The organism is Oscillatoria sp. FACHB-1407 (assembly GCF_014697545.1).
Taxonomy (GTDB): domain Bacteria; phylum Cyanobacteriota; class Cyanobacteriia; order Elainellales; family Elainellaceae; genus FACHB-1407.
The window spans coordinates 17628-32003 of record NZ_JACJSA010000014.1 but is presented as its reverse complement, the minus strand read 5'-3'; the positions used below and the strand labels follow the sequence as shown (position 1 = coordinate 32003).

Here is a 14376-nt window from a genome sequence, read left to right as displayed (position 1 = left end):
CTGCATTGTTTGGTTCACCTTTTGGGAGCACATTTTGTATGCCTCATCTGTTTTCTCGTCGCTCATTTATTCGATCGTCTGCTTTAGCAACTGCATCTACGCTAATCACCGCAGGTTGTAGTCGGCACAATCTATCTTCATCTGCATCCTCGGATCAGCCCATTCGATTGGGATTAAATTTGTGGCCTGGAGCCATTCCCTGGCAAATTGCTGAAGAACAGGAATTGTTTAAGGCAGCTGGTATCAACGCCGAAATTCTTTGGTTTCAAGTCCTGGGAGATCAGATCAATGCGTTCAACGCAGGCAAGATCGACATTGCTAATCTAACTTTAAACGATCTGTTTATGAGCAACTCCAATGGAGTACCTTGTAAGCTAATTCTGATGCCTGATGTATCGGCGGGTGCAGATGCGATCGTTGCCTCCAATTCGATTAATTCGGTTCAAGACTTTGTTGGCAAGCAAGCAGGGGTTGAGGTCGCTACGATTGGTCATTTATTATTTCTGCAAGCTCTGGCTCACAATGGCATTGATCCTCAATCTGTACCAATGGTCAATATGGCGGCAGATGCCGCGATCGGTGCCATTATTGCGGGCAAGTTGGATGTAGCTTATTCCTACGACCCATTCATCACTCAACTCCTCAATAGTGGCAAAGGGAACGTTGTTTTTTCGAGCAAAGATGTTCCAGGCTTGATAGCCGATACTGTTGTTGCTCAGCAATCCCTATTGGATCATCGCAGTGCAGAAGTGCAAAAACTCGTGGATGTGTGGCATCAAGTTTTAGACTTCCGCAATCAACATCAACAAGAAGCCTACGCGATTGAGGCAAAGCGAGCCGGAGTCTCTGTAGAGGACTATGCCACGTTGCAAAAAGGCTTGGAATGGCTGACCCCACAGCAGACATTAGAAACCTTCAAACCAGGGGATACGACGCGATCGCTGCTTCATGCAGGTAAAGTCGTTGCAGATTTCATGGTTGAGCAAAAGCTGTTGCAAACCACTCCTCCAGATATAGCAACGCTGATTGACAATCGCTTTATGCAAGATTACGTGTCACGCCATCCTGCTTAGTTGTCATCTATTTCAAAAGGATCAACCTATGACTGATCGTCTTCCATTGTCGGCTCTGTCTCGTCGTTCATTTTTGCGATCTGCGGCTTTATCCACAATGGCGGCGATCGCTACCGTCAGTTGCAGTGATCGATCAACTAACTCATCTGGAAACTCCCAAAGTCGCCCTTTACGCATTGGCATGAATTTATGGGCAGGATTTATGCCCTGGAAGGTTGCACAGGAAAAGGATTTTTTCACCGCTCATGGAATCAATGCAGAAGTGATTTGGTTTCCAGTGTTGTCGGATCAGTTGACTGCATTTAATGCCGGAAAGGTCGATGTCGCTGGAATGACAATGTCAGATATGTTGACGGGTTTAGCAGGCGGATTGCAAACCAAAATTGTCGCCATCACGGATATTTCGTTAGGTGCAGACGCTATCCTAGTGTCACCTGCTATCAACTCTATGCAAGATCTAGTCGGGAAACGAGCTTCGATCGAGATTGGAACAGTCGGACACATGCTCTTTCTGAAAGCGTTAGAACAGGGAGGTGTATCGGCGGATCAAGTTGAAATCGTTAATCAATCGGCGGATGCAGCCACAGCAGCGTTGATTGCGGGGAAAACGGATTGTGCTTATTCTTATGAGCCGTTTGTCAGCCAGGCTGTGCAATCGGGTCAAGGAAAGGTAATTTTTTCCAGCAAAGACATTCCAGGCATTATTCCCGATCCATTGGTAGTTCACGATCAAGTATTGAGCGAGCAACCGGAGGCTATCCAGGCATTAATGACCGTTTGGTATGAAACGTTGAACTATCGCAAGACACATTTGGATGAGGTGCTTCCCATTGAAGCCAAACAAGCAGGCGTTTCTTTAGAAGAATACAACACAATTCTAAAAGGATTTTCCTGGTTAACCCCAGAAGAGTGTCTCAAAGCATTTGAACCCGGAGACAGTATGGAATCAGTGTTGTACTCTTCACAGGTGATTGGCGACTTCATGCTGCAACAAGATCTGATCACCCGTAAGCCAGACTCGATTGAGCCGTATATCGATCGCGGTTTTGTTGAACAGTATTTGAAGGGATAAAAGGTTCCACCATGAATCACTCTGAATTGGTTATTCGCAATCTTTACAAAAGCTTTCCGGGCAAACGAGGGGCGATCGTTGCACTCAAGAACATCAATCTCACGGTTTACCGGAATGAATTTGTCTGTGTGGTTGGGGCATCGGGTTGTGGCAAATCGACACTGCTGAATCTGATTGCCGGATTAGAAGAACCAACTTCTGGTGAGATTTTATTAGAAGGGAAACCAATTGATGGTCCCGGAGCTAATCGGGGTATGGTGTTTCAAAATTACACACTCTACCCCTGGTTAACAGTGGCTCAAAATGTGGAATTTGGGATGAAGATGCAGAAAGTTCCCCTGACTGAGCGGCGACAACGGGTGGCTTATTACCTTGAAATCGTTGGGTTAACTCGGTTTGCAGATGCGCTTCCGAGAACGCTGTCTGGAGGCATGAAACAACGAGTAGCGATCGCCCGTGCTCTGGCGAATGAACCTGACATTTTGCTGATGGATGAACCGTTTGGTGCGTTGGATGCTCAAACAAAAGAGGTGTTGCAAGAGTTTATGTTGCAGCTTTGGCGACAAACCCACAAAACCATTTTTATGGTGACGCATGATGTTGAAGAAGCTGTATTTCTATCTCAACGTATTTATGTGTTGTCGTCTCGTCCAGGTGAGCTAAAAGCTGAAGTGCAGTTAGGATTTGACGATCAACGTGACCTATCAATCAAAGGAACTGAGTTGTTTCAGTGTAAACGACAAGAAGTTTTGCAGTTAATTCGAGATGAAATCTTAGCCGTTGCTGGTTAGTACCATTCACGATCAAAAACTCAAGATCCTGTGCAAGCGATCGCATCTTCCAAGGTCACTCGATGCCCAAGCCAGCGCAAACAAAATGGAAATCTTTTATGAAAACTCAAACGCCACTATCCATTCCAATTGTGAAAACTGAGCAACAATCGACGACTCCATCTCGTCAACGGCGATCGGTATTTTGGAAGATCCGTAGCGATATTCCTAAACAGCTCTATTACATGATGGTGGCACTCTCCCTTCTGTTGCCTGTGTTGGGATGGGCACTGTTAACCTACGGAGGATTTGTAGAGCCATTGTTTCTCCCAACTCCAACTGGAGTGATTCAACAAGCGATCGCCCTATTGCAAAGTGGCGAATTGATTCATCATGCGCTGACAAGCATTTCTAGAGTGGCGTGGGGGTTTCTAATGTCCGCGTTGATTAGCATTCCGTTGGGGCTGCTAATCGGCACTTTCAAAAGCATGGAGGGGCTATTTGAACCCATTGTTGCTCTCCTCCGATACATGCCTGCGGCTGCCTTCATTCCACTGATCATTTTGTGGGTGGGATTGGGAGAACCCTCAAAAGTGGTGATTATTTTCCTGGGTAGCTTCTTCTATAACACGTTAATGATTGCCGATGCAGTCAAATTTATCCCAAATGATTTCCTGAGAGCCGCTTACACCATGGGGGTCAACCGCAAAGATGTGTTTTTACATGTCATCTTTCCAGCAACACTGCCCAATATTATTGACACCTTGCGAATTAATGTTGCTGGAGCCTGGAACTTTGTTGTAGTAGCGGAGTTAGTTGGAGCCAACTCAGGGTTAGGCAACATGATCATGATGGCTCAACGCTTTTTAAAGACAGATGAAATCTTTGTTGGTATCATTCTGATTGGCTTAATTGGACTGGGCATTGACTGCATCTTTAAGCTGATCTTTAAGCTGACTGTTCCCTGGGCAGTCAACAAAAGTTAGATCGAGGGTATCCATGAAATTATTAATATTACGTACCGTGTGGTCGGGTTCTAGCGACCTAGATGAGTTGATTGAGCAAACCATTACGGCTGGATTTAACGGCATTGAGGGACCCATTCCCAAGGATGAATCTCAGCGAAGGGCATTGCGTCAACACTTGCGCGATCGCCAACTTGCTTTTGTTGCTGAAGCCACAACGGGGACTGATCCCACCAGTGAACGAGATTGGTGGATACCGCGTGGCGATCGCACCCTTGACGATCATCTCAGTGATTTGAAGTGGACAGTTGATCAAGCGGCTGAGATGGGTGCATTGTTTGTCTCAACGATGTGCGGATATGATGCCTGGTCGTGGCAGCAGAATGTCGATTTCTTCGGGCGTGCATTGGAATTGGAGCGCGTCTCTGGAGTCACCATTAGCTTTGAAACGCACCGCAGTCGATCGCTGTTTAATCCCTGGATCACACGCGATTTGTTGCAGCATTTTCCAGCGATGAAGTTGACTTGTGACTTTAGCCATTGGTGTGTCGTGTGCGAACGCCTGATTGACACGGAATGGTCAATTCTAGAATTATGCGCTCAACGAGCGATGCATATTCATTGTCGCGTTGGGTATGCTCAACATGCTCAAGTCACCGATCCCCGTGCGCCCGAATACGCAACCGCTTTGGCAGCACATGAGCGTTGGTGGAATCTGATTTGGCAGGCACAGGCGCAACAAGGCATGACTCAAGTGACGATGACACCCGAGTTTTTGTGGGATGGCTACATGCAGACACTACCTTTCACAGGAATGCCTGTTGCTGATGTGTGGGAGATCACCTGCTGGATGGCAGAGCGACAACGACAGCAGTTTAGCCATGTCTTCTCCAGCAAGGCTTGATGAAGTGTGAGGAAGCAATTCAACTGACCTCCTCACCACAGAAAGCTAAACATTGAGTTGGAGTTGAGGAGGGCTGACCGATTCTTGCCAGGGTTTGAGCGATCGCGGAAACTGTTCGTCGATGGTTTGTCCTGCCCAATGGCGTTCCGGTGCGGTTGCCCAAGAGTCTTGTGCCCATGTTTTTGCGCTATGTAGAACCTCTGCTTCATTGCAAACAAGTAGCTGTTTGTGCTCCAGCACAATTTGCCCATCGATGATCACCGTATCAACCATACTGCCGTTGGCAAGATGTACCAGCGATCGAATTGGGTCATACACGGGACCAATCGCCAGGTTATCAAAATCAATCAAGACAATATCTGCCTTTGCCCCAACACAGAGACGACCCAAACCGGAACGACCCATAGACGGATGACTCCTAGTAGCGAATGATTATTGTTGTTCAAGCCAGTCTGTTTAAGTCGGTTGAGCCGTTGAAACGGTTAAATTCAGCCATTCCAAAGGCTCTCTGAGAATCAAAAATGAGACTCCTACTGCACCCACAAACGAGTCAAGATCTAATCCCTGCTCGCTGTCTATCACCGTTCCACCATTGTTAAACAAACGATGAATCCGAAACTGGTGATAGTTTTTCACGAAGCGATCGAGCGTTATGTGCTGTCGGTAGTCTGATGGGTAAAGTTCTGCATCCAGTTGAGGCAACAAATACCAGGGACAATGAATCACACGATGATGGGCGTTGTGATAGCCAAAGTTGAGAAATAGCAGATTTAACCAACGCCAGCGATCGGGCATCAGGTTGGAATAGGTATTGGATTCTTCGTACTCCAGGCTGTATTGCGGTAGTGATTGCCCCAGTTGAAACACTGCATAGGTGTGCTGAAAACAATCCATAAACCGCAAGATATTAATAAAGCAAATGTAAGCGAAGCCGTATAAGAGGAGCGATCGCCACGAATACAACCCCAACGCAATAAAGAAACTGCCTCTTAACGCCAGCAATCCAAGAGTGCGCGATCGTTCATCACGACGAGCTTGCCCCAGGAAAGGAGCCATGATGCACAGCCAACGCAAGATCAAATTAACGGCTGGAAAGTACATCCACTCCAGAGCAACAATGAGTTGTGTCAGTGGCTTTGGCAGTGATTTGAGAAAGTCAGCAATTGAGAATGCAGAAAAGTCAGCTCGATTTTTGTGATGGGCTAAATGATTGCGAGCTAAATCACGAAAATGACAATAACACGAGCCTGTCAAAAACAACATAAGATTGCCAAACCAGGCATTCATACGAGGTTGCCGAAAAACTGTGCCATGAATGAATTCATGTACGAAGTAAGCAGCCCATATTAAGGTATGAATGAGTAGAAAAACGCCTAAAGCATTGGCAAACCAAGACCTAGAGCTAATACAAACAATGGATACTACATATCCAATGAGGACATAGGACAACGCTAGCCCACTCATTCCATAGGAACGTTGCCCCATCCTGAATGCCAGGTCGGAGGAGACAGAAGACATTACTATACTCCGTTGATAAGAATTTCTTGAAAAATTCGATGTGAGAGCTAAATTAATGAATTCAAAAATAACAAACTGTTTCCTTTAATACAAAAGGAATTGTGCAAAAAATGCTTGCTAAAATCTGATGGTACGGCTTTAAGTTTTACTATTTTAGGGAGAACCGTAATGCAGTCTGGCTCCACTCCAAATTCGATTTCAACGTTGGATGAAATTGATCAAGACATTATTAATTTGCTTCGCATTGATGGGCGGATGTCATTTACCGAAATTGGCAAGCGGTTGAATATGCCAGAAGCAACCGCCCGTTATCGAGTACAGCGATTACTTCAATCGGGCATTGTTCAAGTGTTAGCGTGGCCCAACTTAGAAAAGTTGGGAACTCCCCATGTCCTAATCGTTTCCCTGATCGTTGAAAATAGTTATATTGACTCTGTTGCAAAAGCATTAGAACAAATGGTGGAAGTACGCTTTGTGGCAATTACCACAGGGCATTACGACATCATTGCTGATGTCTTTTTTGGTAGTTACACTGAAGTCACCTCTTTCTTTGAGAAGCTAAAACAAATTCCAGGAATTGTTCGGCATGATTCACACTTCATTCTTAAATTGTTAAAAGCCGAGTACAAATATACACTCTCTTAAAGAAGCACAATCTTAATCACTTAATACTCGCTATCAAAAACTAAAAATTGAACAGGTATCCCAGTAATCCTGTCACAGCGGTTGCTGTACTGTCTAACTAAGCACTTGAGACAAGCTCCTGGTTCGACCAGTGCAACTTGAGGAGTTTTGCACGTGTGATAGCGAAGTAATGCTTACAGTGGCTAATCAGCTAATTCCGTAGGAGGAAACTTTCTGAGTCAGAGGTTATGCAATATCGACCGTGAAATTTGAGTTAGAGGCAGCCAAGGGATACGTCCGAGAGTAAGACCTTAGTAGATGTAAGGATGATATTTCTAGAGATCAAACGAATAAGCTCCCGATGAGAATACCTGCGTTTGGTGCGGTTCCACTCATTAAGTCTCCAGCTTTGCTAGAAGGTCTGACTATAGAGCTAGGCTTAATTTGACTACTTTCTAAAGATTTTTAACCTCAGGAAATCTGAGCTAGTTGGGTTTTAACTTCATAAATCATGATTCATGTAGTTGCAACCGCAAAATGCCTGCTGTCGCCCGTAGTAAGTTCAGTTTTACAGGGCAGAAGCATTGATCATTTTGTAATTAAACAGTGAGTGACTTACCCAAACTTTTGGCTAGGTTCAAGATGCATCTACTCCCTTCCCAATTACATCAAGGATTCTCAATTTGCAGTCAACATGTTATGCAACAAGACTTTGTCATCGGGGTACGTCACGAGCATAATCTTGAACAGTCATGACTCTTGCTGCAACACCACTTTCCCGATCGCTTGCTCCGACTTAGCCCGTTGGTGTGCTGCTGCCACTTCAGAAAATCTGGACACCTGACTATTGAGTAACGGTCGCACCAGTCCAGCATCGCTCCTTTTTTTGTTCTAGAGGGAAAGGCTTTAACTTTGAATTCTGGCTGATTGTCTTCCCCAGGGTTTCACTGTTGAAATCACAATGATGATAAACAGGAGCGAAACTTGAATAGCTGATCCAATCGATACTCCTTTTGTATCAAACCTGTCAATGGGGTTACTGAAGGCATCTAAGCCTTCTAATTGGGCGGTTCCTACGGAGTTGCGCAAAGCGTTAATCGCCTCAGCCGTGTTACCCCAGGGGAACAACCAGAAGGTTCCAAAAATTATCAGCCCAGTGGTCAAAATCCATTTGGTAATTACCCAGTAGAATTTGAAGAAACCGTAGTTTGTTTGCCAGCAAAGGAGAGTTGCTGTCACGACAGAACCGATCGCCGCAGGAATCACAATAAAATCATCCAGTAAGTTGATCACTGAATTGAGTGCGAAGAGAACATCAGCATTGCTGTGCTGTTATTTCTGAGTGCAATCAGAAACATACTGAGAACGGTTCCTGTCCACAGTGCGGCAAAGCCAATGTGGAAGGTTAGAACCCAGTTCTTCTGCTGAAGACTCAGTTTGAATCGTTGTTGCTTCTGTTGGGCTGTATCAGACTGCGATCGCTTTTCACTCGCTCCAGTTGTCGTCATAGATACTCCTGTCAGGACACTAACTGCTTTTCATGATGGAATATGCAGAGTGTAGCGATCGCCCCTCTCTTAAAGCTTGACCTTTTTTGCTCAACCTGTGCAAATCTTGCTGAGTTTCTACAATGACGCTCTGAATTCTTTCGGAGTCGTCCCAACATAGCGACGAAACAGCCGAGTGAAAGAACTGTGATTGTTCAACCCAACTGCAAGTGTGATTTCAGTAATGGTGAGTTGAGTGAATTGCAGTAGATGCTTGGCGCGATCAATTCGACACTGGCTTAAGTATTGGTGAGGAGCTAATCCGGTTGATTGTTTGAACAACCGACAGAAGTGATATTGGCTTAAATTTAGAACACTTGCCATATCAGATAAAGCAATATCCTGTTCAAGATGGTCTTGAACGTACTTGAACACTTTTTGTAGCTGGTGTTCTGACAAACGACCTGTATCATCAGACAATCGAGGTTGCCAGACGGAATACTGCTTCAAAAGATGAATGACTAAGCCCGTTGCGAGCGATTCTCCAAACATTCGACCTGCCGGATGTTTTGCTTCAATATCTGCTTTCAAAGCCAATCCAATCTGCTGTACCAGCAAATCGCCAACCCCGATGTGTGGAATCAACTCAATCTGCTTCACTCGAATCGATTCATGTGCAATCTGTTCAAGAAACTGAGGGGAAATTCCCAATAGGGAAAATTCGCCTGCCTCATGCCAGAGCGACGAATAGTTGATCCCAGCCGGGATAAACAACATTTCACCCGGTTGACAGTAGCAGCTTAAAAGTTGCCCCTCTACCTGATGTTCCGACTCAACTGGATGTCCGCCCTGTCCTGTGATGCCAACAATATGCTGCATCCATTGATGGGTTGGACTTTGGTGAGCCGGATGATCATAGTGATGGAAAAAAATGCCATTCCACCCGGACTGCTCACTGGACAACGTCGGATGATCAGCAAGCGCCGGATGAGTATGGTGAGTCATATCAACCTGTGGCAATTGATCCATAGCTGGCATGAAGGCTAGAAATTACTGCTACTTGTAGTTTATCGAATTTCAATGAACGGCTCTCGAATCGCCTCAGATGATTAAACTAGCACAGCAAAAAATATGTTTTGAAAGGGGTGAAGGGGTGGAACCCCTTCTTGGGTGCGAAGCTCCCAAACCCCCTACATTGCAGAACTTTGTGTTCGCAACACTAGCCCACAAGGAGAATAGACACGAGTTAAATGTACTAAAGATGGCTAACGGACTACTCTACGCTTACCGTATGTTGCAAAAGAATGAATTTGCCCAAGAAGGAGTGCTATACCAACAAGCCTGTAAGTGATGTGCGTTCGAGGATATCATCTTGTGGGTAATTCTAAAGCAGAATTGGCGATCGCTTTTCCTTTGCCTAAATTCTTGACGAACTGGTTCAGATTCTTCGCTTTGCCACCCTGCTGCGCTACGATCGAGCAGCGCATCCTTAGCGACATTATGCGTCCATAACTCCAGATCGTCCTGCCCTGGCGGGTCACTCATCAGCGTACTGATTTTACCCGCTGTGCCATACGCTCCTCGAAACACCTGATTATTCACAATAATGCCGCTGCCAACTCCCTGGTTAATCAGAATGTAGAGCAGGCTCAAGCTTTGCATGGCATTGCCCAGATAAACTTCATGGTGAGCAGAGTCAACTTGCTGAACGCGATCGCCCATTTGCATTAATACTTCACAACAGTGATGTGCTCCGTTTCGATCACCGTCCTAATAAAAAATGCCCCCTCAGGCTTCAGGCTCAGCCCAGTGCCAGGACGACCCTCTCGACGGTTAGAAACTTCACCGCTTTCCCGCACCAACCCTTGAGCAATTCACTCTGCCGTAATCACCTCTGCCCACTTGCCGATTGGAACAACACTCGTGCAGATTGCACAACAGTTGAATCATTTTTTTGATTCGCATCCGTTTTTATCCGCAGAACAAGTGCAAAAAACGCTCAACTTCATATTTTCGCTCATTCCTTAATCTTTAAGTGGGAGGGGAGTAGTTAATGCAAGGGAATTGCTGAATCAGCGTCAACTAGACAACCATCCTCCATATACACGATGCGGTCTGCGAGATCGAGAATACGACTGTCATGAGTTACTAATAGAATTGTGCATCCTTGCTCTTTTGCTAATTTCTCCATTAGCTCTACCACATCTCGTCCTGACTTCTTATCCAGGGCAGCAGTCGGTTCATCAGCAAGGACAATTTTGGGACGACTGACCAACGCTCGTGCGATCGCCACTCGTTGTTTTTGTCCGCCTGATAAGCTATCTGCATAGTAATCAACCCGATGGCTTAATCCAACGGTATCGAGTATATCGTCTGCAAGCTGATCCAGATTTTGCTCCAGATAGCGATCGTGCAACTCCAGCGACATCCGTACATTTTGTCGGGCTGTCAAAAAGGTCAACAGATTATGGGCTTGAAAGATGTAACCAATGTTCTGTCGTATTTTGATCAAATTTCGCTTACTGGCTCCCTTGATTTCCTGTCCTAAAATCTTGAGGCTGCCTTCCTGAGCAGATCGTAGACCACCCATTAACGTTAGCAATGTCGTTTTACCCGAGCCTGAAGGCCCTGTCATAATCACAATTTCACCAGAGTAAACTTCAAGATTAATGTTAAATAAGACTTGCTTCCGCAAGTCTCCTTCGCCAAAGTAATGATTCAAATTGTGAATTGAGATGGCTGGTTGCATGAGGAGTGGATAAATAGAAAAGCTGACCAATAATCGACTAAAAAATATCAGCAGGATCGGCAGACTGTAACTTCCGCATGGCGATCGCCCCCGATGCAATGCACATTAACAATGTCATAATCAGCACAAGCGTGGCACGATTAACAGACATTCTGACGGGGAGCAGGGTGGCTTGGGAAATCAGTCCATACAGCCCCAGTGAGATCGCAAACCCTGGGATAAAGCCAAGAATTGCCAGAATCAAAGCTTCTTGAAACAGCACCCCGATGAGGTAGCGATCGCTGTAGCCCATTGCTTTGAGGGTGGCGTATTCTGGCAGGTGATCCGATACATCCGAATAGAGAATTTGGTAGACAATCACCGTTCCAACCAGGAAACCGACAATCGTGCCGAAGCCGAAAATCACTCCAATGGGGCTAACCTGGCTCCAATATTCCCTTTCCCGCGCAATATATTCTGCCTTGGTGAGAACCAGCACATCATCTGGCAATTTAGCTCTTAAGACAGCTTGTACTTGTTCAAGATTGGCACCCGGTTCCAGCACAATTAAGCCGACATCAATCTCATCAGGTTGACGCTCAGGAAACAAACGCAGAAAAGTAGAATCACTCACAATCAGATTGCCGTCTGCTGAAAATGAAGCTCCCATCGTGAACACACCCGCCACTTGAATGGTGACATTATTCAGTTGAGCTGTGAGCGAATTTGATCGCTCTAGCTGTCCTGCCACATCTCCTAAATTGGGGCGAGCCGCACGGTCATACAAGACATAATTCAACATCTTCAGTTGGCTCAGTTTAGCTCTGGCATCAGGCACATCCATTGCAGGATTACTGGGGTTTAGACCATAGATTTGTACCTGCCAGAAGGTGCGGTTGTTGGGATTACGCCAATTTCCGATCCCGGTATACAACGTGTTGACGGAAGCAATTCCATCCGTACCCACGGCTTGAAATAATCTAGAACGAGGGAATGGTCTGATGGTGTTGACGTTATCTGAGATGGCGTTAATCAGAAACAAATCGCCTTGCAATCGATAGTGCATTCCTGTGGCAGAAACATAGGCGGACTCCATCAACCCCAGTTGGAAAAAGATGAGGATATCTGCAAAAGCAATCCCTGCGATCGCCACCAGGAGACGAGTTCTCTCTCGCCTGACCTGAAGCCACGCCAGAGGAGTTTTGCGAAACAATTTACGCATCATATTAAATCAGGGTTGAATACTAACCTGTACTTGCAGATTGGTTAAGCTAGCCACTCGCTTGCTGGTTTCTTCATCTAATCGAATTCTCACATCCACCACACGGCGATCAAGATTTTCCCCAGGTTGATTACTAAAAACCTCCTGCTGACTCACTTGCAGCCCAAGTAGTTGAACCGTTCCACGCAGTTCTCCCGGAAACGCCTCACTGGTAATCACCGCGAATTGCCCCGTGCGAACTTTGCCAATATCAGTTTGGTAGATCTCTGCCACCACTTCCATTTGCTCGGTTGTACCCAAATCAACAATTCCTGCTTCTGCGATCGCCTCACCGGATTGGGTATATACCTCCAACACCTGTCCTGCAATCGGAGCCCGAATATAAGACTCTTCTAACTCAGCTTCAGCCCGTTTAACCGCCGCGATCGCCTGATCTACCTCAGACTGTGCAACCTGCACATCAACTGGACGAACTTCAGCAATTTGATCTAGTGTGGCTCTGGCTTGATTAATTTGAGCGCGCAAAGTATCCGCGGTGCGATTGCGATTTGCTTGCACCTCATTGAGTTGAGCTTGAGCCGTTTCCAGAGTGAGCCGCCGCTGGTCAAGCTCAGAAGCGGCGATCGCCCCTTCCTGATACAAAGCCAGATAGCGATTGTATTCCGCCTGTGCCACATTGACTTCTGAACGGCGTCGAGCAATGGTTGCGGTTTGAGTGGTAATTTCTCCCTGCAACTCCTCCTCCAACCGCACAATCTCAGCCTGTTGTGCTGCCAGTTCTCCTGACTGTGCTCCGGCTCTGACTTGAGCCAATCTAGCTTGAGTGACTCTGACCTGCTCCTGTGCTTGCAACAGTGCCGTCTGCAAGCGATTGTGACTGTCTAAAATCGCAATCACTTGATTCGATTGGACGCGATCGCCCCGCTCAACTAACAACTGGGCAATCCGATCATTGTTTAAGCTCGTAGGAGCCGCAACACGCACCACCTCTGAAACGGGTTCTAGCCGTCCCAGTGCGGTGACAGGTTCATCAACGGGAGCCGTGACAACAGGTTCAGTCGGTTCTTGCTCAACTTGAGAAAAAGCGTAATAGGATGAGCCACTGGCGATCGCAATTCCCAATCCAATCAGAGTAAGAGTCGATCGCTTGAGTGTTTTTAACTGTTGCAATGTCATAGAATCTCATCTTCCCTAGGAAATAGCAATCCATCGATAGGAATCAGTTGCAAAGTCAGTCATACAAATCTCCCTCGTTGTAGATAAAGGCTCAGTTTGCCGATGATATTGGATGAAACAAAACCAACGTGGTGTGCAACTTCTCTAGAGGCTACCGCGTATACACAAGTCCTCTCAGCCCCCTTACATCCCCCAAAATTGGGGGACTTTGAGCCTTCGTCAACGGTCTTGATCCAATCAGAAATACCCGTACTTGGAGTCGATGCGAAGCGCGTTTTTGGGTGAACTGAAACACCTCTTGCTAAGGGGGCTTAGGGGAGGCAGTGGCGTCCCCCAATGGGGGTTTGGGGGAACCCACCAATGCCTGGTTCCCGAATGATTTGGAGAAGAGCGAGATCTGTATACACCGTAGCTGTATCGGGGAAGTACTAGAGGAGGAATTTTTCACGAAGTTGCCCATCGCGTAAACTCAGAGTAAAAGTATCTTGCTACTGTTGGATAGACCTCGATCGAGTACACTTTGCCGCCCTGTCTTAACTCTTTGCTTTTCTTTGACAGGCTGTCACTTGACAAATTCTGCTGTTCAACGCATCGTAACGATCAGGACGGAGCAACCCACCACGACAAATATCCTACAGACTTTGTTTCAAGCGATCGCCCAAACACAGGATGAAACTAAGTTGAAGCTAACCAACTATAGCGATGTTGGATAAATATTTTGCAGCAACTCGCTGGGGACTGAGCTTTCTCGACCAGTTTCCTATTGTTGGTGCAAACACACCAGGACGCATACATTTTCTGCTAGCATCACAACTACTGGTACAACTTCTTTAGATG

17 protein-coding genes and 1 pseudogene are annotated in these 14376 nt (G+C 46.2%); 8 read left to right on the top strand and 10 right to left on the bottom strand.

Annotated elements, in window-relative coordinates; all coding sequences use genetic code 11:
- The first annotated feature begins 38 nt into the window (after window positions 1-38).
- The 5 genes from H6G89_RS21315 to H6G89_RS21295 all read left to right on the top strand — a co-directional run bounded on the left by H6G89_RS21315 (window position 39) and on the right by H6G89_RS21295 (window position 4784).
- Window positions 39-1073, top strand: a complete 1035-nt coding sequence (locus tag H6G89_RS21315; RefSeq protein ID WP_190510126.1) for an ABC transporter substrate-binding protein — start codon at window positions 39-41, stop codon at window positions 1071-1073.
- Between the two features lie 28 nt (window positions 1074-1101).
- Window positions 1102-2145, top strand: coding sequence for an ABC transporter substrate-binding protein (locus H6G89_RS21310; RefSeq protein WP_190510125.1), 1044 nt, complete (start codon window positions 1102-1104; stop codon window positions 2143-2145).
- A gap of 11 nt (window positions 2146-2156) precedes the next feature.
- Window positions 2157-2936: an ABC transporter ATP-binding protein gene (locus H6G89_RS21305; RefSeq protein WP_190510123.1), complete on the top strand. Its 780-nt coding sequence runs from the start codon at window positions 2157-2159 to the stop codon at window positions 2934-2936.
- Between the two features lie 98 nt (window positions 2937-3034).
- Window positions 3035-3901 carry an ABC transporter permease gene (locus tag H6G89_RS21300; RefSeq protein ID WP_190510121.1) on the top strand — a complete coding sequence of 289 codons (867 nt, stop codon included), beginning with the start codon at window positions 3035-3037 and terminating at the stop codon, window positions 3899-3901.
- 13 nt (window positions 3902-3914) lie between these two features.
- The gene (locus H6G89_RS21295; protein WP_190510119.1) at window positions 3915-4784 is read left to right on the top strand and encodes a sugar phosphate isomerase/epimerase family protein; all 870 of its coding nucleotides are present in this window, start codon (window positions 3915-3917) and stop codon (window positions 4782-4784) included.
- 45 nt (window positions 4785-4829) lie between these two features.
- Here H6G89_RS21295 and H6G89_RS21290 read toward each other — a convergent pair whose 3' ends face one another.
- A complete protein-coding gene (locus H6G89_RS21290; protein WP_190510116.1) occupies window positions 4830-5189 on the bottom strand; it encodes an amidohydrolase family protein in 360 nt (119 codons plus the stop codon).
- Window positions 5190-5240: 51 nt separating this feature from the next.
- Window positions 5241-6302: a fatty acid desaturase gene (locus H6G89_RS21285; RefSeq protein WP_190510114.1), complete on the bottom strand. Its 1062-nt coding sequence runs from the start codon at window positions 6300-6302 to the stop codon at window positions 5241-5243.
- A gap of 168 nt (window positions 6303-6470) precedes the next feature.
- Here H6G89_RS21285 and H6G89_RS21280 point away from each other — a divergent pair, with 168 nt between their 5' ends.
- Window positions 6471-6947, top strand: a complete 477-nt coding sequence (locus H6G89_RS21280; protein ID WP_190510112.1) for an Lrp/AsnC family transcriptional regulator — start codon at window positions 6471-6473, stop codon at window positions 6945-6947.
- 729 nt (window positions 6948-7676) lie between these two features.
- On the opposite strand, the gene H6G89_RS21275 is transcribed toward H6G89_RS21280, so the two are convergent.
- The 5 genes from H6G89_RS21275 to H6G89_RS21260 all read right to left on the bottom strand — a co-directional run bounded on the left by H6G89_RS21275 (window position 7677) and on the right by H6G89_RS21260 (window position 10135).
- Window positions 7677-7790 (bottom strand): hypothetical protein, encoded by a 114-nt coding sequence (locus tag H6G89_RS21275; protein WP_309230080.1) that lies wholly within the window; start codon window positions 7788-7790, stop codon window positions 7677-7679.
- 42 nt (window positions 7791-7832) lie between these two features.
- On the bottom strand, window positions 7833-8219 hold the full coding sequence (locus tag H6G89_RS21270) for a hypothetical protein (RefSeq protein ID WP_242060057.1): 387 nt from the start codon (window positions 8217-8219) through the stop codon (window positions 7833-7835).
- Window positions 8216-8434, bottom strand: a complete 219-nt coding sequence (locus H6G89_RS35200; RefSeq protein ID WP_242060056.1) for a hypothetical protein — start codon at window positions 8432-8434, stop codon at window positions 8216-8218. Before H6G89_RS35200 ends, H6G89_RS21270 begins: the two co-directional genes overlap by 4 nt.
- Before the next feature lie 117 nt (window positions 8435-8551).
- Window positions 8552-9451 carry an AraC family transcriptional regulator gene (locus H6G89_RS21265; RefSeq protein WP_190510110.1) on the bottom strand — a complete coding sequence of 300 codons (900 nt, stop codon included), beginning with the start codon at window positions 9449-9451 and terminating at the stop codon, window positions 8552-8554.
- A gap of 246 nt (window positions 9452-9697) precedes the next feature.
- The gene (locus tag H6G89_RS21260; protein WP_190510109.1) at window positions 9698-10135 is read right to left on the bottom strand and encodes an ROK family protein; all 438 of its coding nucleotides are present in this window, start codon (window positions 10133-10135) and stop codon (window positions 9698-9700) included.
- Window positions 10136-10312: 177 nt separating this feature from the next.
- Here H6G89_RS21260 and H6G89_RS21255 point away from each other — a divergent pair.
- A pseudogene (locus H6G89_RS21255) lies at window positions 10313-10441 on the top strand (IS630-like element ISAcma32 family transposase); the annotation flags it as partial.
- 22 nt (window positions 10442-10463) lie between these two features.
- On the opposite strand, the gene H6G89_RS21250 reads toward H6G89_RS21255, so the two are convergent.
- From H6G89_RS21250 to H6G89_RS21240, 3 genes are read right to left on the bottom strand one after another with little or no spacing between them, the layout of a single operon-like run.
- Window positions 10464-11162, bottom strand: a complete 699-nt coding sequence (locus tag H6G89_RS21250; RefSeq protein WP_190510107.1) for a DevA family ABC transporter ATP-binding protein — start codon at window positions 11160-11162, stop codon at window positions 10464-10466.
- A gap of 37 nt (window positions 11163-11199) precedes the next feature.
- Window positions 11200-12366, bottom strand: coding sequence for an ABC transporter permease DevC (devC, locus tag H6G89_RS21245; protein WP_190510105.1), 1167 nt, complete (start codon window positions 12364-12366; stop codon window positions 11200-11202).
- Window positions 12367-12372: 6 nt separating this feature from the next.
- On the bottom strand, window positions 12373-13539 hold the full coding sequence (locus tag H6G89_RS21240) for an ABC exporter membrane fusion protein (RefSeq protein ID WP_190510103.1): 1167 nt from the start codon (window positions 13537-13539) through the stop codon (window positions 12373-12375).
- Between the two features lie 566 nt (window positions 13540-14105).
- Between H6G89_RS21240 and H6G89_RS21235 the strand changes: the two genes are divergently transcribed.
- Window positions 14106-14252: a hypothetical protein gene (locus H6G89_RS21235; RefSeq protein ID WP_190510101.1), complete on the top strand. Its 147-nt coding sequence runs from the start codon at window positions 14106-14108 to the stop codon at window positions 14250-14252.
- The last annotated feature ends 124 nt before the right edge of the window (window positions 14253-14376 follow it).

What these genes read in the sequence shown, in the direction of transcription:
- H6G89_RS21295 (WP_190510119.1), top strand. Translation starts at nt 3,915, where the DNA reads ATGAAATTATTAATATTACGTACCGTGTGGTCGGGTTCTAGCGACCTA.
- H6G89_RS21285 (WP_190510114.1), bottom strand. Translation starts at nt 6,302, where the DNA reads ATGTCTTCTGTCTCCTCCGACCTGGCATTCAGGATGGGGCAACGTTCC.
- H6G89_RS21265 (WP_190510110.1), bottom strand. Translation starts at nt 9,451, where the DNA reads ATGCCAGCTATGGATCAATTGCCACAGGTTGATATGACTCACCATACT.
- devC (WP_190510105.1), bottom strand. Translation starts at nt 12,366, where the DNA reads ATGATGCGTAAATTGTTTCGCAAAACTCCTCTGGCGTGGCTTCAGGTC.
- H6G89_RS21250 (WP_190510107.1), bottom strand. Translation starts at nt 11,162, where the DNA reads ATGCAACCAGCCATCTCAATTCACAATTTGAATCATTACTTTGGCGAA.
- H6G89_RS21315 (WP_190510126.1), top strand. Translation starts at nt 39, where the DNA reads ATGCCTCATCTGTTTTCTCGTCGCTCATTTATTCGATCGTCTGCTTTA.
- H6G89_RS21240 (WP_190510103.1), bottom strand. Translation starts at nt 13,539, where the DNA reads ATGACATTGCAACAGTTAAAAACACTCAAGCGATCGACTCTTACTCTG.
- H6G89_RS21260 (WP_190510109.1), bottom strand. Translation starts at nt 10,135, where the DNA reads ATGGGCGATCGCGTTCAGCAAGTTGACTCTGCTCACCATGAAGTTTAT.
- H6G89_RS35200 (WP_242060056.1), bottom strand. Translation starts at nt 8,434, where the DNA reads ATGACGACAACTGGAGCGAGTGAAAAGCGATCGCAGTCTGATACAGCC.
- H6G89_RS21300 (WP_190510121.1), top strand. Translation starts at nt 3,035, where the DNA reads ATGAAAACTCAAACGCCACTATCCATTCCAATTGTGAAAACTGAGCAA.
- H6G89_RS21290 (WP_190510116.1), bottom strand. Translation starts at nt 5,189, where the DNA reads ATGGGTCGTTCCGGTTTGGGTCGTCTCTGTGTTGGGGCAAAGGCAGAT.
- H6G89_RS21305 (WP_190510123.1), top strand. Translation starts at nt 2,157, where the DNA reads ATGAATCACTCTGAATTGGTTATTCGCAATCTTTACAAAAGCTTTCCG.
- H6G89_RS21310 (WP_190510125.1), top strand. Translation starts at nt 1,102, where the DNA reads ATGACTGATCGTCTTCCATTGTCGGCTCTGTCTCGTCGTTCATTTTTG.
- H6G89_RS21280 (WP_190510112.1), top strand. Translation starts at nt 6,471, where the DNA reads ATGCAGTCTGGCTCCACTCCAAATTCGATTTCAACGTTGGATGAAATT.